Source organism: Serratia inhibens (assembly GCF_003591175.1).
Lineage (GTDB): Bacteria > Pseudomonadota > Gammaproteobacteria > Enterobacterales > Enterobacteriaceae > Serratia > Serratia inhibens.
In genome coordinates this window covers 184,679-211,676 of the sequence record NZ_QYYG01000009.1, presented here as the reverse complement: position 1 = coordinate 211,676, position 26,998 = coordinate 184,679, and the positions used below count along the sequence as shown (strand labels likewise).

At 54.7% G+C, this 26,998-nt stretch carries 26 protein-coding genes; 8 read left to right on the top strand and 18 right to left on the bottom strand.

Annotation, left to right across the window (positions count from 1 at the left end; translation table 11 throughout):
- Positions 1-355: 355 nt before the first annotated feature.
- Entirely contained in the window at positions 356-919 is a 564-nt protein-coding gene (gene gmhB, locus D4100_RS22155; protein ID WP_006318627.1) for a D-glycero-beta-D-manno-heptose 1,7-bisphosphate 7-phosphatase, read from the bottom strand.
- A gap of 187 nt (positions 920-1,106) precedes the next feature.
- Here gmhB and metN point away from each other — a divergent pair, with 187 nt between their 5' ends.
- The 6 genes from metN (at position 1,107) to proS (ending at position 6,722) form a co-directional block, all read left to right on the top strand.
- On the top strand, positions 1,107-2,138 hold the full coding sequence (metN, locus tag D4100_RS22150; protein WP_006318635.1) for a methionine ABC transporter ATP-binding protein MetN: 1,032 nt from the start codon (positions 1,107-1,109) through the stop codon (positions 2,136-2,138).
- Positions 2,131-2,784 (top strand): methionine ABC transporter permease MetI, encoded by a 654-nt coding sequence (locus D4100_RS22145; protein WP_006318637.1) that lies wholly within the window; start codon positions 2,131-2,133, stop codon positions 2,782-2,784. Before metN ends, D4100_RS22145 begins: the two co-directional genes overlap by 8 nt.
- Before the next feature lie 60 nt (positions 2,785-2,844).
- Entirely contained in the window at positions 2,845-3,660 is an 816-nt protein-coding gene (locus tag D4100_RS22140; RefSeq protein ID WP_006318638.1) for a MetQ/NlpA family lipoprotein, read from the top strand.
- A gap of 114 nt (positions 3,661-3,774) precedes the next feature.
- The gene (rcsF, locus tag D4100_RS22135; protein ID WP_119805262.1) at positions 3,775-4,179 is read left to right on the top strand and encodes an Rcs stress response system protein RcsF; all 405 of its coding nucleotides are present in this window, start codon (positions 3,775-3,777) and stop codon (positions 4,177-4,179) included.
- A complete protein-coding gene (gene tsaA, locus D4100_RS22130; RefSeq protein ID WP_119805261.1) occupies positions 4,176-4,883 on the top strand; it encodes a tRNA (N6-threonylcarbamoyladenosine(37)-N6)-methyltransferase TrmO in 708 nt (235 codons plus the stop codon). The genes rcsF and tsaA overlap by 4 nt, the downstream gene beginning before the upstream one ends.
- A 120-nt stretch (positions 4,884-5,003) precedes the next feature.
- Complete coding sequence (gene proS, locus D4100_RS22125) at positions 5,004-6,722, top strand: proline--tRNA ligase (RefSeq protein WP_119805260.1); 1,719 nt, start codon at positions 5,004-5,006, stop codon at positions 6,720-6,722.
- A 52-nt stretch (positions 6,723-6,774) separates the two neighbouring features.
- On the opposite strand, the gene nlpE is transcribed toward proS, so the two are convergent.
- Genes nlpE through D4100_RS22110 form a run of 3 tightly spaced genes read right to left on the bottom strand, consistent with a single transcriptional unit; the run spans position 6,775 to position 8,454 of the window.
- Positions 6,775-7,458 carry an envelope stress response activation lipoprotein NlpE gene (gene nlpE / locus D4100_RS22120; protein WP_006318642.1) on the bottom strand — a complete coding sequence of 228 codons (684 nt, stop codon included), beginning with the start codon at positions 7,456-7,458 and terminating at the stop codon, positions 6,775-6,777.
- 30 nt (positions 7,459-7,488) lie between these two features.
- Positions 7,489-7,902 carry an alternative ribosome rescue aminoacyl-tRNA hydrolase ArfB gene (gene arfB / locus D4100_RS22115; protein ID WP_006318651.1) on the bottom strand — a complete coding sequence of 138 codons (414 nt, stop codon included), beginning with the start codon at positions 7,900-7,902 and terminating at the stop codon, positions 7,489-7,491.
- Between the two features lie 3 nt (positions 7,903-7,905).
- The gene (locus D4100_RS22110; protein ID WP_119805259.1) at positions 7,906-8,454 is read right to left on the bottom strand and encodes a YaeQ family protein; all 549 of its coding nucleotides are present in this window, start codon (positions 8,452-8,454) and stop codon (positions 7,906-7,908) included.
- A 215-nt stretch (positions 8,455-8,669) separates the two neighbouring features.
- On the opposite strand from D4100_RS22110, the gene D4100_RS22105 reads away from it, so the two are divergent.
- Positions 8,670-8,870 (top strand): YaeP family protein, encoded by a 201-nt coding sequence (locus D4100_RS22105; RefSeq protein WP_006318652.1) that lies wholly within the window; start codon positions 8,670-8,672, stop codon positions 8,868-8,870.
- Entirely contained in the window at positions 8,863-9,120 is a 258-nt protein-coding gene (gene rof / locus D4100_RS22100) for a Rho-binding antiterminator (RefSeq protein WP_004952197.1), read from the top strand. The genes D4100_RS22105 and rof overlap by 8 nt, the downstream gene beginning before the upstream one ends.
- Positions 9,121-9,205: 85 nt before the next feature.
- On the opposite strand, the gene D4100_RS22095 is transcribed toward rof, so the two are convergent.
- The 14 genes from D4100_RS22095 to rseP all read right to left on the bottom strand — a co-directional run bounded on the left by D4100_RS22095 (position 9,206) and on the right by rseP (position 26,988).
- A complete protein-coding gene (locus D4100_RS22095) occupies positions 9,206-9,523 on the bottom strand; it encodes a c-type cytochrome (protein WP_004952199.1) in 318 nt (105 codons plus the stop codon).
- A gap of 17 nt (positions 9,524-9,540) precedes the next feature.
- On the bottom strand, positions 9,541-10,851 hold the full coding sequence (gene tilS / locus D4100_RS22090) for a tRNA lysidine(34) synthetase TilS (protein ID WP_119805258.1): 1,311 nt from the start codon (positions 10,849-10,851) through the stop codon (positions 9,541-9,543).
- Between the two features lie 93 nt (positions 10,852-10,944).
- A complete protein-coding gene (locus D4100_RS22085; RefSeq protein ID WP_119805257.1) occupies positions 10,945-11,334 on the bottom strand; it encodes a VOC family protein in 390 nt (129 codons plus the stop codon).
- A 136-nt stretch (positions 11,335-11,470) separates the two neighbouring features.
- Positions 11,471-13,615 (bottom strand): lysine decarboxylase LdcC, encoded by a 2,145-nt coding sequence (locus D4100_RS22080; protein ID WP_119805256.1) that lies wholly within the window; start codon positions 13,613-13,615, stop codon positions 11,471-11,473.
- A gap of 177 nt (positions 13,616-13,792) precedes the next feature.
- On the bottom strand, positions 13,793-14,752 hold the full coding sequence (gene accA, locus D4100_RS22075) for an acetyl-CoA carboxylase carboxyl transferase subunit alpha (RefSeq protein ID WP_006318658.1): 960 nt from the start codon (positions 14,750-14,752) through the stop codon (positions 13,793-13,795).
- 12 nt (positions 14,753-14,764) lie between these two features.
- Entirely contained in the window at positions 14,765-18,253 is a 3,489-nt protein-coding gene (dnaE, locus tag D4100_RS22070) for a DNA polymerase III subunit alpha (RefSeq protein ID WP_006318661.1), read from the bottom strand.
- Positions 18,254-18,340: 87 nt separating this feature from the next.
- Positions 18,341-18,934, bottom strand: a complete 594-nt coding sequence (gene rnhB / locus D4100_RS22065) for a ribonuclease HII (RefSeq protein WP_119805255.1) — start codon at positions 18,932-18,934, stop codon at positions 18,341-18,343.
- A complete protein-coding gene (gene lpxB / locus D4100_RS22060; RefSeq protein WP_013814264.1) occupies positions 18,931-20,079 on the bottom strand; it encodes a lipid-A-disaccharide synthase in 1,149 nt (382 codons plus the stop codon). Before lpxB ends, rnhB begins: the two co-directional genes overlap by 4 nt.
- A gap of 3 nt (positions 20,080-20,082) precedes the next feature.
- Positions 20,083-20,871: an acyl-ACP--UDP-N-acetylglucosamine O-acyltransferase gene (gene lpxA, locus D4100_RS22055; RefSeq protein WP_006318673.1), complete on the bottom strand. Its 789-nt coding sequence runs from the start codon at positions 20,869-20,871 to the stop codon at positions 20,083-20,085.
- A gap of 3 nt (positions 20,872-20,874) precedes the next feature.
- Positions 20,875-21,330 carry a 3-hydroxyacyl-ACP dehydratase FabZ gene (fabZ, locus tag D4100_RS22050; protein ID WP_006318674.1) on the bottom strand — a complete coding sequence of 152 codons (456 nt, stop codon included), beginning with the start codon at positions 21,328-21,330 and terminating at the stop codon, positions 20,875-20,877.
- A 160-nt stretch (positions 21,331-21,490) separates the two neighbouring features.
- Positions 21,491-22,513: a UDP-3-O-(3-hydroxymyristoyl)glucosamine N-acyltransferase gene (lpxD, locus tag D4100_RS22045; protein WP_006318676.1), complete on the bottom strand. Its 1,023-nt coding sequence runs from the start codon at positions 22,511-22,513 to the stop codon at positions 21,491-21,493.
- A gap of 3 nt (positions 22,514-22,516) precedes the next feature.
- Complete coding sequence (gene skp / locus D4100_RS22040; protein ID WP_004952213.1) at positions 22,517-23,014, bottom strand: molecular chaperone Skp; 498 nt, start codon at positions 23,012-23,014, stop codon at positions 22,517-22,519.
- Positions 23,015-23,173: 159 nt separating this feature from the next.
- Positions 23,174-25,597, bottom strand: a complete 2,424-nt coding sequence (bamA, locus tag D4100_RS22035) for an outer membrane protein assembly factor BamA (protein WP_006318677.1) — start codon at positions 25,595-25,597, stop codon at positions 23,174-23,176.
- 35 nt (positions 25,598-25,632) lie between these two features.
- Complete coding sequence (gene rseP, locus D4100_RS22030) at positions 25,633-26,988, bottom strand: sigma E protease regulator RseP (protein WP_006318678.1); 1,356 nt, start codon at positions 26,986-26,988, stop codon at positions 25,633-25,635.
- Between the last annotated feature and the right edge of the window lie 10 nt (positions 26,989-26,998).

Here is a 26,998-nt window from a genome sequence, read left to right as displayed (position 1 = left end):
AAAGGTTACTAAATGAATTTTACTTCAGTAGTCACTCTTCAAGACTTGATATTTTTTCGTACCCGAAGGTACTGGATATCGTCTTGTGGAGTGCCCACACAGATTGTCTGATAAATTGTTAAAGAGCAGTGAGTTAGCCGCCGTAGCTTGCTATCTCGAGGTGGCGTATATTACGCTTTCCTCTTTCAGAGTCAACCCTAATTTTCAGGATTTTTTCTCTTCGAACCCCGGAGACTCTGTGAAGTTGTTCACATGTTCCGTGTCGATGGAGGCGCATTATAGGGAGCCGGTTCAGAATGACAAGGATTAATATTCACTTTTTTTCCGACCGCTCACTATTCATGCATAACGCCTACTAAACCCGCTTTTTGATGGCTTCCGGCAGGTCTGCCAGGCTGTTTAACACCCAATCCGCCAGTTTTTCTCCCTGATCGGTGACCGGCTTGCCGGTACGCACCAGCACTTTGGTGCCAACGCCTGCCGCAATGGCCGCCTGCATATCTTCCGGTTTGTCGCCAACCATATAAGAAGAGGCCATATCGATGTTTAATTCCTGCTGCGCCTGCAACAACATGCCCGGCTGCGGTTTACGGCAATCACACGTCTGACGGTACTCTTCTATTACCGCTTCTGGATGATGCGGACAGAAATAGATGCCATCCAGGTCAACGTCGCGATCGGCCAGTGACCAGTCCATCCACTCGGTCAGGTACATAAACTGTTTTTCGTCGAACTTGCCGCGCGCGATACCGGACTGGTTGGTGACCAATACCAGGGCAAAGCCCATCTTTTTAAGCTCGCGACAGGCGTCAATCACGCCATCAATAAAGTGGAAGTCATCGATTTCATGGACGTAGCCATGATCGACATTAATCGTGCCGTCACGATCTAGGAAAATTGCTGGAACGCTTTGTGTCACCGGTTTACTCCTGAGGGCCTGAAAACGCGTACAGTATCGCATGTTTTACCCGGTGCTGAGAACGGCAGAGAACAGTGTTGGTCGTTGACTTGGACGTCTAGACGCCTTAACATCTGACCCATACCTTGGTCCACGCCGGGGTTTACTTTTATCTAGCCACGGGCAACCACGCTAAAATAAGAAGAATATGATTAAACTTTCTAACATCACCAAAGTGTTCCAGCAGGGTTCGCGCTCTATTAATGCGCTCTCTGACGTGACTCTTCACGTCCCTGCCGGGCAAATTTACGGCGTTATCGGTGCCTCCGGGGCCGGTAAAAGTACGCTGATCCGCTGCGCCAACATGCTTGAGCGACCAACCTCCGGCCAGGTGCTGGTTGACGGACAGGATCTGACCTCGCTGTCCGAAAGCGAACTGACACGCGCTCGCCGTCAGATCGGCATGATTTTCCAACATTTTAACCTGCTGTCTTCCCGCACGGTATTTGGCAACGTTTCGCTGCCATTGGAACTGGACAATACCCCGCGCGCTGAAATCAAAAAGCGCGTGACCGAATTGTTGGAGCTGGTCGGGCTGTCGGACAAACACGACGCCTACCCTGCCAATTTGTCCGGTGGCCAGAAGCAGCGTGTAGCGATTGCCCGAGCCTTGGCAAGCCAGCCTAAAGTGCTGCTGTGTGACGAGGCCACCAGCGCGCTGGATCCGGCAACCACCCGTTCAATTCTGGAACTGCTGAAAGACATCAATCGCCGCCTCGGCCTGACCATTTTGTTGATCACCCATGAAATGGACGTGGTAAAACGCATCTGCGATCAGGTTGCGGTTATCAGCCAGGGGCAGTTGATTGAAAAAGATAGCGTCAGCGAAGTGTTCTCACACCCGAAAACACCGCTGGCCCAACAATTTATTCAATCCACGCTGCATCTGGATATCCCGGACGATTATGCCAAGCGTTTGGCGCCGGAACGCAGTGGCGGCCGTCAACCGCTGCTGCGTCTCGAGTTCACCGGCCAGTCCGTCGATGCACCTTTGCTGTCAGAGGCCGCTCGCCGCTTCAACGTTAATAACAACATCATCAGCGCCCAGATGGATTATGCCGGCGGTGTGAAATTCGGCGTAATGCTGGCGGAGCTGCACGGCAGCGATGAAGACGCGCTGGCAACGATTAAGTTCCTGCAGGAAAATCAGGTAAAAGTAGAGGTTCTGGGTTATGTCTGAGGCAATGATGTGGTTAATGGCACGTGGCGTATGGGAAACCGTCATGATGACCTTTGTCTCCGGCTTCTTCGGTTTCGTGCTCGGCCTGCCGGTTGGCGTGCTGCTGTATGTGACCCGTCCGGGGCAGATTGTCGCCAACAATACGCTGTATAAAACCCTGTCCGGGCTGGTGAATGTGTTCCGTTCCATTCCGTTCATTATCTTGTTGGTGTGGATGATTCCGTTTACGCGTCTTATCGTCGGTACCTCGATTGGCCTTCAGGCAGCCATCGTACCCTTGACCGTAGGAGCCGCGCCGTTTATCGCCCGTATGGTGGAAAACGCCCTGCTGGAGATCCCATCCGGTTTGGTGGAAGCGGCCCGCGCGATGGGTGCAACCCCGATGCAAATCATCAAAAAGGTGCTGTTGCCGGAAGCCCTGCCCGGTCTGGTGAATGCTGCCACCATCACGCTGATTACCCTGGTTGGCTATTCCGCCATGGGTGGCGCGGTTGGCGCCGGCGGTCTGGGCCAAATCGGTTATCAGTACGGTTATATCGGTTATAACGCCACAGTGATGAATACCGTATTAGTATTACTGGTAGTGCTGGTCTATCTGATTCAGTTCTCTGGCGATCGGATTGTAAAGACCGTCACCCACAAATAGTTTTCACAGCAACTGCGCTCACACAGCGTATTTTTAATGCGAGTCTAATGAGGAAGGGATATGTCGTTAAAATTTAAATCCATCGCGGCAATCGGCGCACTGATCGGTACTCTGGCTCTGGCAGGCTGCGGTCAGGAAGAAAAAGATCCAAACCATATTAAAGTGGGCGTCATCGTCGGTGCTGAGCAGCAGGTTGCTGAAATAGCTCAGAAAGTGGCAAAAGAGAAATACGGTCTGGACGTTGAACTGGTGACGTTCAATGACTACGTGCTGCCAAACGAAGCACTGAGCAAAGGCGATATCGATCTGAACGCCTTCCAGCACAAACCCTATCTGGATCAGCAAATCAAGGATCGCGGCTATAAACTGGTATCGGTAGGCAACTCCTTCGTTTACCCGATTGCCGGTTACTCCAAGAAAATCAAATCACTGGATGAGTTGAAAGACGGCTCCCAGGTAGCCCTGCCTAACGACCCGACCAACCTGGGTCGTTCTTTGCTGCTGCTGCAGAAGGTTAACCTGATCAAACTGAAAGACGGCGTTGGCCTGCTGCCGACCGTGCTGGACGTAACGGAGAACCCGAAAAACCTGAAGCTGGTAGAGCTGGAAGCCCCACAGCTGCCGCGCTCCCTGGACGATCAGCAAATCGCACTGGCGGTGATCAACACGACCTACGCCAGCCAGATCGGCCTGACTCCGGCAAAAGACGGTCTGTTTGTTGAAGATAAAGACTCACCGTACGTTAACCTGCTGGTTGCCCGCGAAGACAACAAAGACGCGGAAAACGTGAAGAAGTTCGTGCAGGCATACCAGTCTGACGAAGTTAACGCAGCGGCTAACAAGATCTTTAACGGTGGTGCAGTAAAAGGCTGGTAATCATTAATTACCGATTTTATTCCTATAATTGCAAGACGGGCTCCGGCCCGTCTTGTTATTTCCGCCGTAGATTGCTTCAATAGCGCCACTTCTATAAAAGACAGAGGAATCTCAATGCGTGTTTTATCTCTCTGTTTGTTAGCGCTCGCGCTGGCAGGGTGTTCGTCGCAGCGTATCGCGCCCTCCTCAACAAACAACACCAGCAAACCGACTGTAACCACACCGACAAAGACCACATCAGCGGCACGTCCAGCGCCGGTAAAACTGTATAAAAGCGCAGAAGAATTAGTGGGCAAACCTTTCCGCGATCTGGGTGAGGTCTCTGGTGAGTCATGCCAGACCACCGTACAGGATTCACCGCCAAATCTGGCGACAGCCCGTAAACGCATGCAAATCCGCGCGTCTTACATGAAAGCAAACGCCGTGCTATTGCATGATTGCCAGATTGTCAGCGGCGTTGCCGGTTGCTACCAACAGGCTATTTGCCAGGGTTCAGCGCTTAACGTTTCGTCCAAATGACCGAGTTTGTCTTCAATCAGATCGGAACCATCCGTTCACCGTATAAAGAAAAGTTCGCCGTACCCCGCCAGCCGGGGTTAGTCGAAGACGGTGGCGGTGAACTGGTGCTGCTACCGCCCTACAATCAGGCGGAGGCAGTGCGCGGCCTCAGCGATTTCAGCCATCTGTGGGTGATGTTTATTTTCCATCAAACCCTGGAAGGTGGCTGGCGCCCCACCGTGCGGCCACCGCGTCTTGGCGGCAATACCCGGATGGGCGTGTTTGCCACCCGCTCCACCTTTCGCCCCAACCCGCTCGGCATGTCGTTAATAGAATTAAAAGGCGTGCGCATTAAGGGGAGCGAAGTGGTGCTGGAGTTGGGCAGCCTCGATCTGGTTGACGGCACACCGGTGGTGGATATCAAGCCCTACCTGCCATTTGCCGAAAGCCAACCGCAGGCCCGCGCCGGGTTTGCTCAGACGGCGCCCGCCGGCGATATGTCAGTACGCTTTGCTCCCAAGGCTGAACAACAGCTACAACAGCACCAACAACGCTATCCGCAGTTGCGGCGTTTTATCACCCAGGTGCTGGCCCAGGATCCCCGTCCGGCCTACCGCAAGGGACAAGAAGCGGAACGGGATTATGCTGTTTGGCTACTGGATTTCAACGTGCGCTGGCGGGTGGTGGATCAGCAAACCGAGGTGTTGTCACTCGACCTGCGTTAAAATTCCACCGTCTCTCTTTTGACAACCCGCTCGCACTGGTAAACTAAAGCACTTTTGTCACTTTTGGCCGCCACTGTGGCAGCCCGATGCAATTTGCAGTTCTAACGGAACCAAAACACCATGCGTACTAGCCAATATTTGCTCTCCACCCTGAAGGAGACACCTGCCGACGCCGAAGTGATCAGCCACCAGCTGATGCTGCGCGCCGGGATGATTCGCAAGCTGGCCTCAGGTCTTTACACCTGGTTGCCAACCGGCCTGCGCGTTCTGAAAAAGGTTGAGAACATCGTCCGCGAAGAAATGAACAATGCCAACGCGATCGAAGTTTGTATGCCGGTGGTACAGCCCGCCGATTTATGGCAGGAAAGCGGTCGTTGGGAACAGTATGGTCCTGAGCTGCTGCGCTTTGTCGATCGCGGCGAACGTCCGTTTGTGCTGGGCCCAACGCACGAAGAAGTGATTACGGATCTTATCCGTAACGAGATCAGCTCTTACAAACAGCTGCCACTGAACTTCTTCCAGATTCAGACCAAGTTCCGTGATGAAGTGCGCCCGCGTTTCGGCGTGATGCGTTCTCGCGAATTCCTGATGAAAGACGCCTACTCGTTCCATACTTCGCAGGAGTCTCTGCAGGCGACCTACGATGCAATGTACGAAGCCTACAGCAAAATCTTCAGCCGCATGGGCCTGGATTTCCGCCCTGTGCATGCAGACACCGGCTCGATTGGCGGTAGTGCATCACACGAGTTCCAGGTACTGGCCGACAGCGGTGAAGACGATATCGTGTTCTCTACCGGTTCTGACTTTGCCGCCAATATCGAATTGGCAGAAGCAGTGGCACCGGCTCAGCCGCGCGCGGCCGCCAGCGAAGAACTGCGTGTTGTGGATACGCCGAACGCCAAGACCATCGCCGAGTTGGTAGAGCAATTCCAACTACCGGTTGAGAAGACCGTCAAAACGCTGCTGGTGCACGCCGAAAAAGAAAGCGGCCACAAGCTGATTGCCCTTCTGGTACGCGGCGACCACGAGCTGAACGAAATCAAGGCCGAGAAGCTGCCACAGGTAGCCACTCCGTTGACCTTTGCTACCGAAGAAGAAATCCGCGCCATCGTCGGTGCCGGCCCAGGTTCCCTCGGCCCGGTCAATCTGCAGGTTCCGGTCGTGGCCGATCGCAGCGTAGCGGCGATGAGCGATTTTGGTGCCGGCGCTAATATCGACGGCAAACACTACTTCGGCATTAACTGGGAGCGCGATCTGCCGCTGCCGCAGGTTGCCGATATTCGTAACGTGGTAGAAGGCGACGCCAGCCCGGACGGTAAAGGCACGCTGTTGATCAAACGCGGTATCGAAGTGGGTCATATCTTCCAGCTCGGCACCAAATACTCTGAAGCGATGAAAGCCACCGTTCAGGGTGAAGATGGCCGCAACCAGGTGCTGACCATGGGTTGCTACGGGATCGGGGTGACTCGCGTGGTGGCTGCCGCCATCGAACAGAACCACGACGATCGCGGCATCATCTGGCCGGACGCCATCGCCCCGTTCCAGGTGGCTATTCTGCCAATGAACATGCACAAATCCTTCCGCGTACAGGCGCTGGCTGAAGAACTGTACAACACCCTGCGTTCGCACGGTATCGACGTTATTCTGGACGATCGTAAAGAGCGCCCGGGCGTGATGTTCGCGGATATGGAATTGATTGGCGTACCGCATTCAATCGTCATCGGCGACCGTAACCTCGACAGCGAAGAGATTGAATACAAAAACCGCCGCATCGGCGAGAAGCAAATGATTAAAACCGGCGAAATCGTTGATTTCCTGCTGGGGCAGATCAAGCGCTAACCTGCTGCATCAGAAAGTAAAAAACCCGCCGAGGCGGGTTTTTTTATGGCGATTATTTGCTGTCGCAGTTCTTGTTGTTGTCGAAGGCTATCTTGCCGTCCGGCACCAACGCCCTCTCGGTTTGCCCTTCTTCCATTGACGGCTGAACGCTGAAATGGCCATTCAAGGTCAGGAACACCGGCTCACCCGGGGTTTTGTACGCCTTGGCATATCCTTGTTCCAGCGCGATAGTATTGTCTACCGGGAAAGTCTTGCCGGTAGCGCAATCCTTGAACACCGCGGCATCCGCCATGTAGGTGTAGCTACCTTTGAGCGCCATCGGCGTTTTAGGCAATGCTTTTTCCACCGGTTCCAGGCGGTAGTTCAACCTGGACTCAATCACAGCGCCGCTTTGATCCAGCATTTCCAGGCTCTTGCCCACTGGGCGGAAATAGCGTTTTTCTCCATGGCTGTCGGTCAGTACCAGCTTATCTGCGGTTCGCGCCCATCTGCCATAATCGGCAAAAGTCTGGTTCCCGTCTTTGGTTTCGCGATAGGTTTCCTGCAAAACGAAAGTACCGTCTTCATCCAGGAACAGCGCAGTATCCAGGCCACCGCAATCAGCACAAGGCAGTACGCCCTGATAACTCTGCTGCATCGCCTGAAGAGGTTGTTCTTTCGGCTGATACTGATTATTACATCCCAATAATGAGAGCGCCCCTGCCGCTAAAAACAGGGCTATTGTTATTTTCTTCACAGCTATTCTCCTACTGTGCTTCATGTATCCTTAAGTGCGGATCTTGCCGCGCAGCGCTTTAGTCGCGCCTTTACGTACCTTGCCTTCCAGCCGACGTAATTTTGCCCCTTTCGTGGGCTTGGTCGCTCTGCGCGTTTTTTCCACCACCATCGCCTGCTGAATCAACGCCACCAGCCTGGCCAGCGCCGCCTCGCGGTTTAATTCCTGGCTACGATATTCCTGCGCTTTAATAATCACCACGCCGTCGGCGGTAATTAAATGATTATTCAGGGCCAGCAGCCTTTCCTTATAATACTCTGGCAGGCTGGACGCCCGGATGTCAAAGCGCAAATGGATAGCCGTTGAGGTTTTGTTCACGTGCTGGCCACCCGCGCCCTGTGCGCGGATCGCCGTCAGTTCCAGCTCGTTATCCGGTATGGCTACGTTTCTTGACAGTTCAAGCACCGGTCACACCTGCGCCTGTTGCCACTCGGCAAACTGGATTTCCAGACAATTCTGAGCATCGGAAAGCCAGATAGTTCCTTCTTGCAACGTGGCTTGCAGCGTCATATTGCGGCTGGCCATCGCTGCCAATTTGCCTAATTGTTCATCATCCAGAAAACGGATGCTTAGGTTTTTGTGGTTTGCCACTTTGCTCTGGATACCCTGCCACCAAACGTGCCCGGCGCGTTCGCCGTAGGCGTAAAGCACCACTCGCGGTGATTGGTTGCAGGCTTTCCTGATTCGCTTCTCATCAGGCAGGCCCATTTCTATCCACATTTCCAGCCCGTTGTGGTCATTACGCCGCCAGATCTCCGGTTCGTCTTCGGCGCTCAAGCCCTTGGTAAACACCAGACGTTCATCGGCGTGGCAGATCCAGGCCAGCAGGCGCAGCATCATACGCTGTTCGGTTTCGGAAGGATGTTGGGCCAGGGTGAGCGTGGCGTCGTGGTAGAAGTGACGATCCATATCAGCGATATTGACCGTGGCTTTATAAATAGTTGCTTTCAGCGCCATGGGTGACCTCATTATTATCAGGCGACAGTGTACTAGATTTGGCCCATCCGCAGCCAGCGCGGCTGGGCAAAGCGCAGTGCGAAAGCCACGCTGAGGTGCTAATAACTCCCCAACAGCTGTGCTATAGTCGACTAGGATTAAGTAAAGCTCCGAGAGCCTGCGCCTCATCGCCATACGAGACTTCGATGACGCAGAGGTTCTTAAGGGAGGAAACTGTGCAACAATACTGTGAGTTAGTACGCCGTTTTTACGCCGAGATCGGCAGTGGGGATCTCGGCTACGTGCCTGATGCGTTAGCATGTGTATTAAAGGCATTGGACGAAGTTGCTGCGGATAACGCGCTACCGTCCTCCGTTAGGGAACAGGCGGCCTTTGCCGCCGCTAACTTATTGGTGAGCGACTATGTTGATGAATGATGAGTACCAATCCATCAATTGCGATGACTATGAAAGCCTGGAACTCGCCTGTCAGCATAACTACATTCTGAAGCTGGAGTTACGCGACGGAGAAAAACTCGAAGGCAAAGCCACCGAGCTGAAATTTACCAAGGGCGTTGAGTACCTGATTATCGATCAGGCTGGCAATGCTCTCAGCTTGCGTCTGGATCACATCCTCAGTTTCAGTCATCCGGAAATCGGTACCGTAGTCGTCAGCCTGTCTGATTGATTTTTCGGTAACGCCATCCCAACAGGGCAGCCCAACGGCTGCCCTCGTCATTTATGGCTTCAGGCCGGCGATGGTTTAAGACTGGCTATGGTTTAAGACTGGCATAATACGCGGCCAGATCGGCAATATCATCATCAGACAACGCTGAGACATAGGCCTTCATCACTTCAGCCTGCCCGCCGTTGCGCTCCCCTTTTTTATACGCCTGCAGCGCATGCTCCAGATACATGGCGTTTTGCCCGGCCAGATTCGGATACATCGGCACCGACACCTTCCCCTCCGCGCCGTGGCACGCGACACAGCTGGCGGATTTTCCCTTCCCTGCGGCCACATCACCCGCCGCTATGGCCGACAGGCTGAAAAGACCGAACACCACAGCCATTGCACTAACAAATTTCATCATTGCTCCTCACATTATTATTATTTTTTATGCCAATGCAGCCGCCAGGATTGCTCCCCTTCTGGCGTCTGGCCGGCTTCGCTGACAAACACGCCCAGCGCAGCGATAAGCTGGTCATCATAATAAATCAACGGGGTACGTTCGCGCTGCCACGGCGGCACACTCAATTCCTGCCACAGTTTTTTAACTGACCGGGAATGAGTTCGGCCAAGGATGCGGATTTTTCCCTGAGCGGTAAAACGAACGCTCACCTTCTGTTGCCGCTGCGGTGCCCGCAGACAAATATCGCCCGCCCCGCTACTCAGCTTACCCAATCCATCCGGCAGCTCGAGTGGCTCCACCAACGACCAGTTCAGGCAGAGTTCGCGCAAATCCGCCATTATCGGCAGCAGATACAAACGCCGGCGAAAACGACGGATCTGATATTGCCCCGGCTGCAACTGCGGTTCGGCGTCATCCCGACAGAGCGCCACCTCGTCCCATAGCCGCTGCAACTGCTCGCGTGAAGGCATGGTAACGCCAAACAGTGCGATCCAACGGCGCAGCAAGGCAAAACGCCGCGCTGGGCTACAGCCCAACAGGCCGTCGATCGCCAGCGCATTATCTTCATCGAGCAACGAGTGCAGCTGTTCTGACAGCAGCTCATCCAGCAGTTGCTCTTGTTCCGCACACAGGCTGGCGCTGCGAGCCGTCGCAGCGGCAAAATACGGCCAGCGCTGGTTCAGCAGCGGTAACACCTGCAGGCGCAGGAAATTGCGGTCGAAACGCGGGTCCTGATTGCTGTCGTCATCAATCCAGGCAAGCTGATGCCGCTGTGCGTAATCCTCCAACTGCAGACGCGATATACCCAGCAACGGACGCAGCAAAGGGTTACTTCCCAATGAGGCCTGAGCAGCCATCGCCGACAGGCCAGCCGGGCCACTGCCGCGTTTCAACGCCAACAGGAAGGTCTCGCATTGGTCATCAAGATGTTGCGCGGTGAGCAAGGCCTCATCGGCAGCCAGCGTAGCGACGAAAGCCGAGTAACGCGCCGCGCGGGCCGCAGCTTCAATCCCGCCCTGCCTGCCATCCACCTGCACATGTTGGACCACCAGCGGCAACTGCCAGGCGGCGCATTGCCGTTGGCAGTGGGCCACCCATTCGTCGGCAAAAGCGTTCAGGCCATGGTGTACATGCACCGCGCGCAACTGCAAATCCGGTAATTGCCGTTGCAGATGCACCAGCAGGTGCAACAACACGCTGGAATCCAGCCCACCGCTGAATGCCACCAGCAAACGCCGGTGAGGACCCAATTGGCGGCTGACCTGTACGGAAAGTTGATCGGTATTCATTGGTTTATCGTTTATCGCCTGACAGGCGGCTGGAGACCGCCATAACACCCATAGGACAGCACGTTAACCACCCCGCCGCCTTCAGGCAAGCTTTCATCGTTCATACAGTTCCAGCGGCAATCCATCAGGATCGCTGAAAAAAGTAAAACGGGACTGGGTATAAGGATCGACGCGTACCGGCTCGCACACTACCCCAGCGTCCTGCAGATGCGCGATAGCCTGTTCGATATCGTCCACGCTGAAGGCAAGGTGGCGCAGGCCACATGCTTCCGGGCGGCTGACACGGGCCGGTGGTGACGGAAAGGAGAACAGTTCGATGCTGTATTGGCCATTGAGCGCCAGATCCGCCTTCCATGAGTCTCGTTCTTCACGATAAAACTCACCCAATAGGGTAAAACCGAGGATGTCGCAGTAGAAATGTTTACTGGCCGCATAGTCTGAACCAATGACTGCGATGTGGTGCACCTGACGTAATGCCAACATGGTAATGCCTCATTGTCTGCCTGATGAAGCACGGTATCCGGCAGGGGTTACAACGTCAACGGCAAAAACCCCGCAGGATAAAACGGGGTCGTCATTCAGGTCATGCCACTTAAGCGTTGAGATCGGCCGGCGCCTCCTAAGCCAATGGTGTTTTCAGCACCTTCACCAGATAACGCCCGTCCTCGGTCAGTTTCGCACCGTGGATATCGGTTTCAAAGCCGGGATAACGCTCACCGATGGAGCATAGCATCAGCAAGAAATCGAGTACCGCACGGCTCTCCTCGGTGATCATCTCCCCCGGCATCACCAGCGGCACCCCTGGCGGATAAGGCAGGATCATATTGGCTGCCACCTTGCCCACCAGTTGATCCAGCTCGCAGGTTTCCACATTCCCGCGTACCTGCTGCTGGAACATCTGGTGCGGCGTCAGCTTCATTTCCGGCAGCACGTCGAACGCCCGCAGCATCAGCTGCGGCAGATCGTGCCTGCAGATCAGACGGTGGATCCCGGCAGCCAGATCCTGGATGCGCATATTACGGTAGAAATCAGGATCCTCCGCATACAGATCCGGCAGCATGTTCTTCACCCGCAGATTAAGATCGTAAGCACGTTTGAAATCGGTCAGGCCGCGCAACAGGCTCATCGCCTTGGTTTTATCAATGCCGATACTGAACAGGAACAACAGATTATAAGGCCCGGTTTTTTCCACCACGATGCCGCGTTCGTCCAGGTATTTCGCCACCAGCGCCGCCGGGATCCCACTCTCTTCCAACGTACCCAGCTCGTTCATTCCCGGCGTCAGGATCGTCACCTTGATCGGATCGAGGTACATATGATCGCTGTCGGTATTGCCAAACCCATGCCAGTTATCATCCGGATTCAGCGGCCAGCATTGCGCCTCATCGATCTCTTCGGGCTGCCAGATATCGAAGAACCAGCTATCGCTCTCCTCTCGCAGTCGCTGTACCTCGCGACGAAAATGCAGTGCGCGCTCTACCGAACGGTTGATCAAGCGCCGCCCAGGGTTGCCGCGCAGCATCGCGGCGGCGGTTTCCATCGATGCCACAATGCCGTAGTTCGGTGAGGTGGTGGTATGCATCATATAGGCTTCGTTAAAGGTGCTTTCGTCGTAATCGCCTTTAATATGAATCATCGAGGCCTGCGAGAATGCCGCCAGCAGTTTGTGCGTGGACTGCGTTTCGTAGATCACCTTGCCGGGCATGCGCTCACCGCTCATGCCGCTCTTGCCTTCGTAGATCGGATGGAAGTTGGTATAGGGTACCCAGGCGGAGTCAAAATGGATGGATGGCACGTCCAGCGTCTGCTTGATGTAATCGGTGTTATACAGCAGGCCGTCATAGGTTGAGTTGGTGATCACCGCATGTACCGGCCAACTGGCATTCGCGGTGGCGGCGACCCGGCCGGCAATGCTCTCATGAGTAAATTCATGCTGCGGAATGCCGCCAAGAATGCCGTAGGCGTTACGCAACGGACGCAGGTAAATCGGCACGATATCGCTCATCATCAGCAGATGGCACAGCGATTTATGACAGTTGCGGTCGATCAATACCGTGCTGCCGACCGGTGCCGAATACATACCGACAATCTTGTTGGCGGTGGAAGTGCCATTGGTCACCAGATAGCTCTGCTCGGCGTTAAAGGTGCGCGCGATATACTCTTCGGCCTCCAGGTGCGGGCCGGTGTGGTCCAGCAGCGAACCCAGTTCGGTCACCGATATGGAGACATCGGCTTTTAAGGTGTTGGCACCGAAAAAATCGTAAAACAGGCAACCAACAGGGCTTTTCTGGAAAGCGGTACCGGCCATATGCCCTGGGGTGCAAAAGGTATATTTGCCCTCACGCACATAGTTGAACAGCGCCTTGGTTAAGGGCGGTGTAATGGTATCGATATATTCTGCGGTATATTGCCGGATGCGCTGTGCAATATCATCCGCCGCATTCAGGCCGTACTCAAAGAAATACAGCACCATGCGCATTTCATGCAGGCTGACGTCGAAGGTGGAATACTGGTTGATAAACGCATATAGCGGCAGATATTCATTCAGCTCGTTAATTTCGCTGCACAGCTCCAGGCTGTAATCGTCCCAGTCGAAAATCACCCCGCAAATACGCGCATTGGCTTCGATCAGCTTTAGCAGGTCACCGCCGTTTTTCGGATAAACCAACTGGAAACCCATCGTAGCCAATGCGGTGTGCAGCTCACGAATAGGCTCATCTTTGTAATAGACGCCCGTTGGGCTCATGATTGCGATGATATTCATCGGCTGCTCCTGTCAGTTAACCGCCAAACCTCTATAACAACATGAAAATACGGCGCTGTGTACCCCGTCATCGGCATGCTGCGCGCCGCAGCGCAAAAAGCTTGCGTACAACCGCGGCTTTTTCATCAGAAATAAAAAAACCGCCCGAAGGCGGTTTTTTGCAACACAGGACAAAACTCAGCAATAGCCGTAGTTCATCAGGCGCTGGTAGCGGCGATTGAGCAACTCTTCGTTGTTCAGGCCATCGAGATCTTTCAGGTCAGCCAGCAATTGCGCTTTCAGCGAGGCTGCCATTGCCGGTACGTCACGGTGGGCAGAACCCAAGGGTTCCGGGATCACCGAATCGATCAGCTTCAGCTCTTTCAGGCGAGGTGCGGTAATGCCCATCGCTTCTGCGGCCAATGGCGCTTTGTCGGCGCTCTTCCACAGAATTGAGGCGCAACCTTCCGGCGAGATCACCGAATAAGTGCTGTATTGCAGCATATTCACTTTATCGCCAACGCCGATCGCCAACGCGCCGCCAGAACCGCCTTCGCCGATCACGGTGCAGATCACCGGGATATTCAGGCGAGACATTTCACGCAGGTTGCGGGCGATGGCCTCCGACTGGCCGCGTTCTTCCGCGCCCACGCCCGGATAGGCCCCTGGCGTGTCGATGAAGGTGATCAACGGCAACTTGAAGCGGGAAGCCATTTCCATCAGACGCAGTGCCTTGCGGTAGCCTTCTGGTGCCGGCATACCGAAGTTACGGCGGATTTTCTCTTTGGTTTCGCGGCCTTTCTGATGACCAATGATCATCACCGGGCGGCCATCCAGGCGCGCAATACCACCAACGATCGCTTTATCATCGGCATAAGCGCGGTCGCCGGCCAACTCTTCGAAGTCGGTAAAGATGTGTTTGATATAATCCAGGGTATAAGGACGGCGCGGGTGGCGTGCCAATTGGGCAATTTGCCAAGCCCCAAGATCGGAAAAAATCTTGCGCGTCAGCTCAACGCTCTTTTCACGAAGGCGCTGAACCTCTTCGTCCAGATTAATATCTAATTTTTCGTCTTGACGACTGACTGCAGTCAGCGAGTCAATTTTCGCTTCCAGCTCTGCAATCGGCTGTTCAAAATCAAGAAAATTCAGACTCATAGCATTCCTATATTAGTCAAATTCCAGTTCCACCTGCTCATTACCTACCAAAGTCCGCAAATCTATCAACAAGCGGTCGGTGGGCGTCACGCGCCAGGTTGCGCCAAAACGCAGCTTGGCCCGCGCATCTTCCCGTTGATAGTAAAGATGCACTGGAATCGTCCCCGAGCGATGGGGTTCCAACGACTGACGGAGACGGTTCAAAAGCTGGTCATCAATTTGCCTGTCCGTCAGCGAGATAGCAAGCCCACGAGCGTATTTTTCACGGGCTTCACTGATGTCCATTAGTTCGCGGGCCGTCATTTTAAGCCCACCGCTAAAGTCATCAAAGCTGACCTGTCCACTGGCGATCAGGATACGGTCTTTTTCCAACAAATGCTGGTATTTTTCTAACGCATCGGTGAATAACATCACCTCCAGACGACCTGAACGGTCATCCAGCGTACAAATACCGATGCGGTTACCGCGCTTGGTGACCATAACCCGCGAGGCGATCACCAGCCCAACAGCGGTCGTCATTTTGCCCCGATCCGTCGGGTGCATATCTTTCAAACGCTGGCCACCGGCGTAACGTTCGATCTCCTTCAGGTACTGGGTGATCGGGTGGCCGGTCAGGTACAGCCCCAGCGTTTCCCGTTCACCATCCAGCACCACCTGCTCCTGCCAGCGTGGCACGTTGGCGTAGGATTGCTCCACCTGCTCCGGCGCTTCCGCCAGAACGCCAAACATGTCCACCTGGCCGATCGCTTCGGCTTTCGCATGCTGATCGGCCGCTTTCAACGCGTCGCCCAGTGAGCTCATCAATGCGGCACGGTGCGGCCCAAGGCGATCGAACGCCCCGGACATGATCAGTTTTTCCAGAATGCGGCGGTTCAGTTTTTTGATATCTGAGCGCGCGCACAGATCGAACAGGTCTTTAAAGTAGCCCTGCTCCCCGCTGTTACGCGCTTCGAGAATGGCTTCAATCGGCCCTTCGCCAACGCCTTTGATGGCGCCGATGCCATAAACGATCTCGCCTTCATCGTTAACGTGGAAGTGGTACTGGCCGCTGTTGATGTCCGGCGGCAGGATTTTCAGGCCCATGCGCCAGCATTCATCCACCAGCCCCACCACCTTGTCGGTGTTGTCCATATCGGCGGTCATTACCGCTGCCATAAACTCGGCCGGATAGTGAGCTTTGAGCCACAGCGTCTGATATGACACCAACGCATAGGCGGCGGAGTGCGATTTGTTAAAACCGTAACCGGCGAATTTCTCAACCAGATCGAAGATTTTTACCGACAGTTCACCGTCGATACCGCGCGATTTCGCCCCATCCTCGAAACCGCCGCGCTGCTTGGCCATCTCAACCGGGTTCTTTTTACCCATCGCACGACGCAGCATGTCCGCCCCGCCCAGCGTATAGCCGGCCAGCACCTGGGCAATCTGCATGACCTGTTCCTGGTACAGGATGATGCCATACGTCGGCTCCAGCACCGGTTTCAGCGACTCATGCTGCCATTGGATGTCCGGGTAAGAAATCTCTTCACGGCCGTGTTTGCGGTCGATGAAGTTATCTACCATGCCGGACTGCAACGGTCCCGGGCGGAACAGCGCCACCAGCGCGATCATATCTTCGAAACAGTCAGGCTTCAGACGCTTGATCAGATCCTTCATACCGCGTGATTCGAGCTGGAATACCGCAGTGGTTTCCGAGCGCTGCAGCATATCGAAGCTTTTTTTGTCTTCGAGCGGAATAGCCGCGATATCAATAGGTTCCAACCCGGTTTTCGCTCGCCGGGCATTGATCATCCCCAACGCCCAGTCGATGATGGTCAGGGTACGCAAACCAAGGAAGTCGAACTTCACCAGCCCGGCGTATTCCACATCATTCTTGTCAAACTGGGTGACCGGGTGATTTCCTTCCGCGTCGCAATACAACGGCGCGAAGTCAGTGATCTTGGTGGGTGCGATAACCACGCCACCGGCGTGCTTACCGGCGTTACGCGTCACCCCTTCCAGCTTGCGCGCCATGTCGATCAGCGCTTTGACTTCTTCGTCAGCCTCGTAAATTTCCGGCAGTTGCGGTTCGGCGGCAAAGGCCTTTTCCAGGGTCATGCCCGGATCGGGCGGCACCAGCTTGGAGATACGATCGACGAAACCATACGGGTGGCCCAGCACGCGGCCCACGTCACGGATAACCGCTTTCGCCGCCATGGTGCCGAAGGTGATGATCTGCGATACCGCCTCGCGGCCATACATCTCCGCCACGTGCTCAATCACCAGATCGCGTTTTTCCATGCAAAAGTCGACGTCGAAGTCGGGCATCGAAACACGTTCCGGGTTGAGGAAACGTTCGAACAGCAAGTCAAATTCCAGCGGATCGAGGTCGGTGATTTTCAGCGCATAAGCCACCAGCGAACCGGCACCGGAACCACGTCCCGGACCAACAGGTACGTCGTTATCCTTCGACCACTGGATGAACTCCATTACGATCAGGAAGTAGCCCGGGAAGCCCATCTGGTTGATCACTTTCAGCTCAATATCCAGACGTTCGTCATATTCAGGACGACGCTGTGCGCGAACCTCAGGATCCGGGAACAGGAATTCCAGGCGCTCTTCCAGCCCTTCCTTCGATTTGAGCACCAGGAAATCCTCGGTGGTCATATCACCGGTCGGGAATTGCGGCAGGAAGTATTCGCCGAGGCGGATGGTGACATTGCAGCGCTTGGCGATTTCGACGCTGTTGAGCAACGCTTCGGGGATGTCGGCAAACAGCTCGCACATCTCGTCTTCGTTGCGCATGTATTGTTGAGTGCTGTAGTTGCGCGGGCGTTTGGGATCGTCAAGCGTGAAACCGTCATGGATCGCGACGCGGATCTCATGGGCGTCAAAATCGTCCTCTACCAGAAAACGCACGTCGTTGGTGGCCACCACCGGCAACCCACGTTCAGTGGCCAGCGCTACGACTGCATGCAGGTAGTTTTCTTCGTCCGGCCGGCCTGTGCGGATCAGTTCGAGATAATAGCTGTCCGGGAAATATTGCTGATAGAAGTCCAGGCACTGATCTACCTGTTGCTGGTTGCCGCGCAGCAAAAACTTGCCGACATCCCCCTGACGGGCACCAGAAAGCAGGATTAACCCTTCACGGTGTTCGATCAGCCAGTCACGGTCAATAATGGGGCCGGCGGCGCCGTAACCTCGCTGGTAAGCGCGGGAAATCAGCAACGTCAGGTTTTGATAACCTTCATTGTTGGCGGCCAGTACGGTGAGCTGCGCCAGTTCATCGCCCAACACTTCGCTTTGCACATGAAAGTCCGCGCCGATGATCGGTTTGATCCCGGCGCCGTGCGCGCTGCCATAGAACTTCACCAAACCACACAGGTTGGTGAAATCGGTAATTGCCAAAGCAGGCATGGCTAACGCGGCGGCTCTTTTCACCAACGGTCCGATCTTGGCCAATCCATCAATCATGGAGTAGTCACTATGAACGCGCAGGTGAATAAAACGAGGTTCGGCCATATCCAGATACCTGAAACTAGGGGGCTCAGCAAGCTGAACCCGGGTTAACGCTATCGCGCGCCCAGCCCGGATGCCCAGGCCGGCAGATTACAGCTCCAGCGCCCTTCTTACCGGGGCAAAGCTGCGGCGATGATGTTCGGTCGCACCCAGCACGGCCAAGCGCTCCAGGTGGAAGGCGGTCGGATAGCCTTTATGCTGCGCAAAACCGTAATCCGGGAACTCGCGGTCCAATTCGGTCATTTCGCGATCGCGCGTCACCTTCGCCAGAATGGAGGCGGCGCTGATTTCAGCCACGCGGCTATCTCCCTTCACCATCGCCTGCGAGCGCATTGGCAATTTCGGGCAACGGTTACCGTCGATTAATACCATGTCCGGCGCGATATGCAATCCGGCAACCGCACGCTGCATCGCCAACATGGTGGCATGCAGGATGTTCAACCGATCGATCTCGTCCGGCTCTGCGCGCCCCAGGCTCCAGGACAAGGCCTTCTCCACGATTTCGTCATACAGTGCCAGACGGCGTTTTTCACTGAGTTTTTTCGAGTCCGCCAAGCCAATAATCGGCTGCGCGGGGTCGAGGATCACTGCGGCGGTCACTACTGCGCCCACCAAGGGGCCACGGCCTACCTCGTCCACACCGGCAATCAACGTGGCGGCGGGATAGATAAAGGGTTCAATCATGCTTTTGCCAGCTCCAACACAGCCTGAGCGGCCTGTTCATCAGCACCGCAACGGATGCTTTGGTGCAAGGTAAGGAAAGTCTGTTTCAGATCTTCGGTCTGCGGGCTGTCTTCCAGCAACGGCATCAGAGCGGCCGCCAATTTGTCCGGCACGCAGTCGTGCTGCAACAGTTCGGTGACGATTTCACGCCCGGCCAGCAGGTTAGGTAGCGAGACATACGGCGTCTTCACCAACCGCTGCGCCAACCAGAAGGTGAACGGCTTCATGCGATAACCCACCACCATCGGGCATTTGGCCAGCATACACTCCAGCGCTGCAGTGCCCGAGGCCAGCAATGCCGCATCGCTGGCGATCATTGCCTCACGTCCCTGGCCGTTCAGCAGATGAACGGTCAGCTCCGGTGCCACTTCAGCCTTGATACGTTCGAACTGTTCGCGCCGTTTGGCGTTGACCAGCGGCACCACCACTTCCAGCTCAGGATAACGGGTACGAAGCAGTTGGGCGGTCTTCAGGAAGTCGGCGCTCAGCATCTCGACCTCCGCACCACGGCTCCCCGGTAACAGGGCAAGGCAGCGTGCATCCGGGGCTATGCCCAGCGTAGCGCGCGCGGCCAGTTTGTCCGGCTGCAGCGGCATGGCGTCGGCCATGGTATGGCCGATAAACCGACAGGGAACGTTGAAACGATCGTAAAACGCTTTTTCGAAAGGGAGAAACGCCAGCACCAGATCGGTGGCTTTGCCAATTTTGAAAACGCGCTTCTGACGCCAGGCCCAGACCGACGGGCTGACATAGTGGATAGTGCGGATGCCGCGCTGCTTGAGACGGCCTTCCAGCGTGATATTGAAGTCGGGCGCATCGATGCCGACAAACACGTCCGGCTTCAACTCACTGAACCGGCGGGTAAGATCCTTGCGGATCTTCAACAGGCGTGGCAAGCGCTCAAGCACTTCCACCACGCCCATTACCGCCAGCTCTTCCATTTCGTACCAGGTTTCGCAGCCTTCAGCCTGCATCAGCGGGCCGGCGACGCCAACAAAACGCGCGTCGGGGATCTGCGCCTTGAGCGCGCGGATTAAACCGGCGCCAAGAATATCACCGGAAGTTTCTCCGGCGACCAATCCGATAGTCAATGGACGATTTTGCATAGGTCAGCGAATAATACCGCGGGTTGAACGGCCAAAGAAATCGAGGAACTGCTGCACGACCGGCTGCTCTTTGGCCAGGGCTTCGATTTCAGGCTTGGCTTCGTCCAGCGTCTTACCGCTGCGATAAAGCAGTTTGTAGGCATTGCGAATGGCATGCAGCGCCTCTTTATCAAAACCACGACGCTTCAACCCTTCGATGTTGATACCGAATGGCGTGGCGTGATTACCCTGCGCGATGACAAAAGGTGGCACATCCTGAGCAACGCCTGAACAGCCGCCAACCATAACGTGAGCACCAATCACACAGAACTGGTGCACTGCCGTCATGCCGCCAATGATCGCATAATCATCAACCTCAACGTGGCCGCCCAGCGTCGCGTTGTTGGCGAAAATACAGCGATTACCGACGATACAGTCATGGGCAATGTGCGCGTTCACCATGAACAGGTTGTCGTCGCCGATCTTGGTCAGACTGGTGCCTTGCACCGTGCCGCGATGAATGGTGACGCTTTCGCGGATGCGGTTGCGATCGCCAATCTCGACACGCGTCGGTTCACCCGCGTATTTCAGATCCTGATTCGCTTCGCCGATAGAGGCAAATTGATAGATCTGATTGTCGCGGCCGATTTTGGTCACACCATTCACCACAACGTGGGATTTCAGTACCGTGCCAGCGCCGATTTCCACCTGGGAGCCGACGTAACAGAAGGGACCGATGTGCGCGCCAGCGCCGATAATGGCGCCTTCTTCGATAATCGCGCTTGGATGGATAAAGGCGGTTTTGTCAATCACGGATTAAGACTCCCGGCTGCGCGCACACATCATGGTTGCTTCGCAAACAATTTTGCCGTCAACGGTTGCTACGCCTTTGAAGCGCGTCAGACCGCGACGAGTTTTCTCAAAGGTGACTTCCATGATCATCTGATCGCCTGGCACTACCGGTCGTTTGAAACGGGCTTCGTCGATACCGGCAAAGTAATACAATTCGCCCGGCTCCAGCTTGCCGACGCTTTTAAACGCCAGAATACCGGTGGCCTGCGCCATTGCTTCCAGAATCAATACGCCTGGAAAAATCGGCTTGCCAGGGAAATGCCCCTGGAAAAACGGCTCATTTACAGATACGTTCTTCACCGCACGCAGGAATTTGTGCTCCTCAAAATCAAGGACGCGATCGACCAGCAAGAACGGGTAACGGTGAGGAAGCAACTCCAAAATTTCTGCAATATCCAGAGTATGAGTGTCAGTAGTCAAAATACTCTTCCTGTCTCTAAAAACTGATGGCATCAACAACACGGCCTGCGCTGACCCCAAAAGGAGATCATCATGCAGGCCGCAAATTAACAACTCTTTGCGCTTTTGGTCTTATGACCAACGCGTTTCGTTTTGTACCCAGCGAGGCGGGCGGCAGTGATTAGTCTTTTTCGACTTTTCGTTCGACAGCTTTTAAGCGCTTGCTAATCTCATCGATATTCATCACCAACGCAGCGGTTTTACGCCAAACTTTGTTGGGTTGTAACGGAATGCCCGAAGAGTATACCCCAGGTTCGGTGATTGGTCGCATAACCATTCCCATTCCAGTGACAACAACCTTATCGGCGATCTCCATGTGACCGTTGATCACGCTGGCTCCGCCGATCTGGCAATAGCGGCCGATTTTCAGGCTGCCCGCCATAATCACACCGCCGGCGACGGCAGTATTGTCGCCAATCACAACGTTATGTGCAATCTGGCATTGGTTGTCGATGATAACACCATTCCCGATCTGGGTGTTATCCAACGCGCCGCGGTCAATGGTGGTGCAAGCGCCGATCTCGACGCGATCGCCGATAATCACCGTGCCCAACTGGGGGATTTTAATCCAGTCGCCGCGTTCGTTGGCATAGCCGAAACCATCAGCGCCAATCACAGTGCCTGATTGGATCAGGCATTGCTGGCCGATCTCGACTTCATGATAAATAGTTACATTCGCCCACAGACGCGTACCTGCGCCAATGCGTGCGCGTTTGCCGATAAAGCAACCCGGGCCGATAACCACGTTATCGCCGAGTACTGCACCTGACTCGATCACCGCATTCGCCCCGATGGCAACATTCTGCCCCAGAGTAGCTGCAGGTGAGATGACCGCGCTTGGGGCGATATCCTGAGCCGGAGCCGGCGTGGTGTCCATCAGTTGCGCCATGCGCGCGTAAGTCAGATAAGGGTTTTTAACCACCAGCGCCGCAGAACGGCAGTGTGGTAGATCTGCCTCGGTAAGCACTACTGCGCTTGCCAGGCAGGAGGCCAGCTGCTCTTGATAGCGGCTGTTTGACAAAAACGTGATTTGGCCAGCCTGTGCCGAATGCATAGAAGCAATGCCGGTGATGACGAGATCGCCATCACCGTGCAATTGTGCATCCAACTGCTGCGCTAAATCAGCCAGTCGAATTGAAAGCATTTGTTATTTAACCTGTTTCAGCACGTCGGCAGTGATGTCTTTAGAAGAACCTGCGTAAGCAACGGCGTTAGCATCGATAACTACGTCGTAGCCTTCTTTGCTGGCAACAGATTTCACAGCGTCCTGAATACGGCTCAGGATCTTGTTACGCTCTTCCATCTGACGGCGACGGTTGTCCTGCTCAAAAGCCTGAGCTTTCTGAGAGAACTGCTCGCGCTGAGCCATCACGTCTTTTTCCAATTTGCTGCGATCGCTGGCTTTCATGGTAGCGCCATCACGTTGCAAACGTTGCATTTTGGTCTGAAGGCTACGCTCCATGTTCTGAAGTTCGCCCGCACGGCCTTTGAACTCGTTTTCCAGCTGTTTAGCCACGGTTTCACGTGCTGGCAACTGTTGGAAAATGCTGGAGACGTTAACTACAGCGATATTATCTGCTGCCTGAACGCCAGCTGAAGCAGCCATTGCTAAACCGAGGCCTGCGGCACACAACCACTTTTTCACTATAAACTCCTTACCATCACCCATTTGTGTCATATGACACTTGAAGTACACAATCTGCCAGACTTATCCCGTGAAACAATGAGAATCATCTCTCTGTGTCCTTTCGGGCATCTGGCATTTGCGATTCTTAATAACTGCTATACCCAGAGGCGGGACCTGTTACCAGGTCTTGCCAATGTTAAACTGGAACTGTTCGGACTTGTCGCCTTCGTATTTCTTGAGCGGGTTGGCGTAAGAGAACACCAACGGCCCCAGCGGTGACATCCATTGCAGGGCAATACCGGCAGAAACGCGGATATTGCTCGCTTTACTGTAGTCCGGAATGTCGTAGCCTTGCGTCTTGCTGTTATCCCAGTTGGTATCCCACACGGTGCCTGCATCCATGAACAGTGAGGTACGCACTGAGTTGGCGTATTTTTCACTGATAAATGGCGTTGGCGTGATCAGCTCCATACTGGCAACTGCCATGGCGTTACCACCCACTGCATCATCCGAATTACAAATGCCCGGACGCGTAGTCGTGTTCCCGCCAGTATATGCGCAATTGTAAGAGTTGGAATTGTAGTACACCGCTTTCGGACCAATGGTATTCGACCCGAAACCACGAACCGTACTTGAGCCGCCGGCGTAGAAGTTCTCGTAGAACGGCATCTCTTTACCGCCCAGACCATCGGCATAACCCAGACGACCACGACCCAACAGCACCCAGGTGCGGTCGTCGTTGATCGGCACGTATTGCACGCTGTCCAGCGTCATCTTGTAGTATTCGTTATCCGACCCCGGAATGGTGACTTTACCATTCAGCGTGGTGCGGTTACCCGAGGTTGGGAAATAACCACGGTCAAGGTTGTTATAGGTCCAACCCAGATTCAGCGTGAAGTCATCGGCAGAATAGCTGGCGCGATCGGTGGTGTTCGGGTTCAGACCCATCGAGTCCAGATAACGCCACATGGCAATCTGTGGCTGCATGTTCGACAGGCCGTTATGCACATAACCCAAGCCGGTACGCAACGAGTTGTTTTCGTTGATCGGGAAGCCCAAAGTACCGTCTATACCGTAACTCTTGTTGGTATAGTCGGACAGGTCCGCATCATCCGCTTTAAAGTCGTTGTAGAAGATACGGCCACCCAGGCTAACACCGTCAACGGTGAAGTACGGGTTGGTTACCGACAGCTCGGTATACGTCTGGTAGTCGTTCTTGGTGCCGCTGATGCCGACGGAATAGCCGGTACCCAGCCAGTTGTCCTGCTGCACGCCAGCCTGGAAGCTGACGCCGCTCTCGGTGCCGTAACCGACGCCGAAGTTGAAGGTACCGGTGTTGCGCTCCTTCACCTTGTAGGTAACGTCAACCTGATCGGCAGTACCCGGCACGCGCTGGGTTTCCACATCGACCGTTTCAAAATAACCCAAACGGTTCAGACGTTCTTTACCCTGTTCGACCTGAGCGTTGCCCAGCCACGCACCTTCCATCTGACGCATTTCACGGCGCAGAACGGAGTCTTTACTGGTGTCGTTGCCTTCAAACTTGATACGGCGCACGTAGAAGCGGTTGCCCGCATCGATATTCACGTGCAACTTGACGGTTTTATCCGCGTCGTTGATCTCGGGCTGAGTGGCAACTCGCGGGTAAGCATAACCATAACGGCCCAACATCGTTTTGATGTTGTCTTCCATCTTGGTCACTTTACTGCCGTTATACAGTTCACCCGGTTCGATCTTGGTCAACTGTGCGACTTCCGCCGAGTGCCCGGCCAGATTGCCGTTCACCATCACGCCGCTGAGCTTGTACTGCTCACCTTCGGTGATATTGATGGTGATGTAGATGCCTTTTTTGTCCGGCGTCAGGCTGACCTGAGTCGAATCAATGTTGAAGCGTGCGTAACCGCGGTCCAGATAGAAACTGCGCAGGGTTTCAAGATCGCCCGCCAGCTTTTGTTTCTGGTATTTGCGATCGCCAACCACGTTCCACCACGGTACTTCATCACGCAGTTGGAAGCGTGAAATCAGCTCATCGTTAGTGAAGGCATGGTTGCCGACAATGTTGATTTGTTGAATCTTGGCGGAAACCCCTTCCGTGAACACCAATTTCAGGTCGACACGGTTACGCGGCAATGGCGTGACTACGGCTTTCACCGAGGCACTGTATTTGCCGACGCTGTAGTAGAAGTCTTCCAACCCTTTTTCAATGCTGGAAATCGTGGTGCGGTCGAGCGCCTCGCCAACCCGAACGCCAGAGGCCTCCAGGTTTTGCTTGAGCATGTCATCCTTCACCGACTTGTTGCCGGAGAAAGTGATGCTGGCAATGGTAGGGCGTTCCTTAACCTGAACAATCAGCGTATTACCATCGCGCAGCACGCGAACGTCCTCGAAGTTGCCAGTGGCAAACAAGGCACGGATGGTATTACTGATATCATCGTCAGTGACGGTATCGCCTACGCGAACCGGCATGTTGAGTAACGCCGCACCGACGGCGACTCGCTGCAGGCCTTCGAAATGAATATCTTTCACTACGAACCCGTCTGCACCGTATACGGTGGCGCTGCCAAACAGCAGCGACGCTATGAGCAACTTTTTCATCGCCATCGTTGTTATGCGTTCTTCCTAACCTATTCTCGCCCCTAAAGACGAGAAAAATCATTGAAAAGTGCAAGACCCATTAAAAGCACCAACACGATCGAACCAATGCGGTAACTGTAGTCCTGTACTCGCTCGGAAACCGGCCCACCCTTCAGCTTTTCTATCGCCAGGAAGAGGAGATGCCCACCATCTAACACCGGTAATGGGAACAGGTTGATGATACCCAGGTTGACACTGATCAACGCGAGAAACATCAGATAATACACAAACCCGACCCCAGCTGACGCCCCTGCTCCCTGTGCAATCGAAATCGGGCCACTCAGGTTGTTCAGCTTTACATCACCGGTTATTAATTTACCCAGCATGTTGACCGTAAGCCGCATAAGCTGCCAAGTCTTGTCCCCGGCCTGATACAGCGCCGGGAAAGGTCCATACTGACGAATCGTTCTATACTCGGCCGGCAGCGGCAACACTTTCGGAATGATGCCCGCAAACCCCACGCTTTTGTCTTTTCCCACCGGCTTTGTATCCGGTATCAGCGTCAAAGACAAGGGGGCGCCGTTTCTTTCAATCTCTAAAACCAGCGGTTGCCCAGGACCATCGTGGATCCGCTTGACCAACGTTTGCCAACGGCCCAACAACTGACCATCGACTTTAACGATCCTGTCCCCCGCTTGCAAACCCGCCTTTTGCGCCGCCGAATCCGGCTGCACTTCGGCAAGAACTGATTCTATCTGTGGGCCGCGCGGAATAATACCCAGTGCTACCACGGGATCTTGCTTGTCAGGCTCAAAATTCCACTGGCGTAAATCCAGGGTTTTAGTCACTACCTGCGAAGAGCCGAACGGAGCGATACCCACTTCGGTTTCCGCGTCGCCAATCTTCGCCACCAGAGCCAAACGAACTGACTCCCAATCAGGCGTTTCGATGCCATCAACGGACTTTAGTTCCATTCCGGGCGAAATTTCGGCTTGTGCGGCAATCGATTGTGGTGATATTTCACCAATCACCGGACGGAAACTGGGCACGCCGATAATGAACACCAGCCAATAAGCAAGGATAGCAAACAGGAAGTTGGCGATGGGGCCGGCGCTGATAATAGCTGCGCGTTGCCATACGGTTTTATTGTTAAATGCCTGATGACGGAGTTCCGGCGCAACCGAATCAACCCGCTCATCAAGCATCTTCACATAACCGCCCAGCGGGATCAGGGCAATCACATACTCGGTGCCCTGGCGGTCTGTGCGGCGCCATAATGCGCGCCCAAAACCAATGGAGAAGCGTTCTACACGGACGCCGCAGCGACGGGCGACCCAAAAGTGCCCGAACTCATGCACGGTGATTAAAACACCGAGCGCAACAAGAAATGCGACCAAGTTCCAGAGCACGCTAACCATAATCCCTTCA

Bases quoted from the DNA above. Each gene is read 5' to 3' on its own strand.
- D4100_RS22095 (WP_004952199.1), bottom strand. From the start codon at position 9,523: ATGATGAAATTTGTTAGTGCAATGGCTGTGGTGTTCGGTCTTTTCAGC.
- dnaE (WP_006318661.1), bottom strand. From the start codon at position 18,253: ATGGCCGAACCTCGTTTTATTCACCTGCGCGTTCATAGTGACTACTCC.
- lpxB (WP_013814264.1), bottom strand. From the start codon at position 20,079: ATGCAAAATCGTCCATTGACTATCGGATTGGTCGCCGGAGAAACTTCC.
- lpxD (WP_006318676.1), bottom strand. From the start codon at position 22,513: ATGCTTTCAATTCGACTGGCTGATTTAGCGCAGCAGTTGGATGCACAA.
- rcsF (WP_119805262.1), top strand. From the start codon at position 3,775: ATGCGTGTTTTATCTCTCTGTTTGTTAGCGCTCGCGCTGGCAGGGTGT.
- tsaA (WP_119805261.1), top strand. From the start codon at position 4,176: ATGACCGAGTTTGTCTTCAATCAGATCGGAACCATCCGTTCACCGTAT.
- metN (WP_006318635.1), top strand. From the start codon at position 1,107: ATGATTAAACTTTCTAACATCACCAAAGTGTTCCAGCAGGGTTCGCGC.
- rseP (WP_006318678.1), bottom strand. From the start codon at position 26,988: ATGGTTAGCGTGCTCTGGAACTTGGTCGCATTTCTTGTTGCGCTCGGT.
- D4100_RS22145 (WP_006318637.1), top strand. From the start codon at position 2,131: ATGTCTGAGGCAATGATGTGGTTAATGGCACGTGGCGTATGGGAAACC.
- D4100_RS22085 (WP_119805257.1), bottom strand. From the start codon at position 11,334: ATGTTGGCATTACGTCAGGTGCACCACATCGCAGTCATTGGTTCAGAC.
- proS (WP_119805260.1), top strand. From the start codon at position 5,004: ATGCGTACTAGCCAATATTTGCTCTCCACCCTGAAGGAGACACCTGCC.
- rof (WP_004952197.1), top strand. From the start codon at position 8,863: ATGAATGATGAGTACCAATCCATCAATTGCGATGACTATGAAAGCCTG.
- tilS (WP_119805258.1), bottom strand. From the start codon at position 10,851: ATGAATACCGATCAACTTTCCGTACAGGTCAGCCGCCAATTGGGTCCT.
- D4100_RS22140 (WP_006318638.1), top strand. From the start codon at position 2,845: ATGTCGTTAAAATTTAAATCCATCGCGGCAATCGGCGCACTGATCGGT.
- bamA (WP_006318677.1), bottom strand. From the start codon at position 25,597: ATGGCGATGAAAAAGTTGCTCATAGCGTCGCTGCTGTTTGGCAGCGCC.
- D4100_RS22110 (WP_119805259.1), bottom strand. From the start codon at position 8,454: ATGGCGCTGAAAGCAACTATTTATAAAGCCACGGTCAATATCGCTGAT.
- accA (WP_006318658.1), bottom strand. From the start codon at position 14,752: ATGAGTCTGAATTTTCTTGATTTTGAACAGCCGATTGCAGAGCTGGAA.
- rnhB (WP_119805255.1), bottom strand. From the start codon at position 18,934: ATGATTGAACCCTTTATCTATCCCGCCGCCACGTTGATTGCCGGTGTG.
- D4100_RS22080 (WP_119805256.1), bottom strand. From the start codon at position 13,615: ATGAATATCATCGCAATCATGAGCCCAACGGGCGTCTATTACAAAGAT.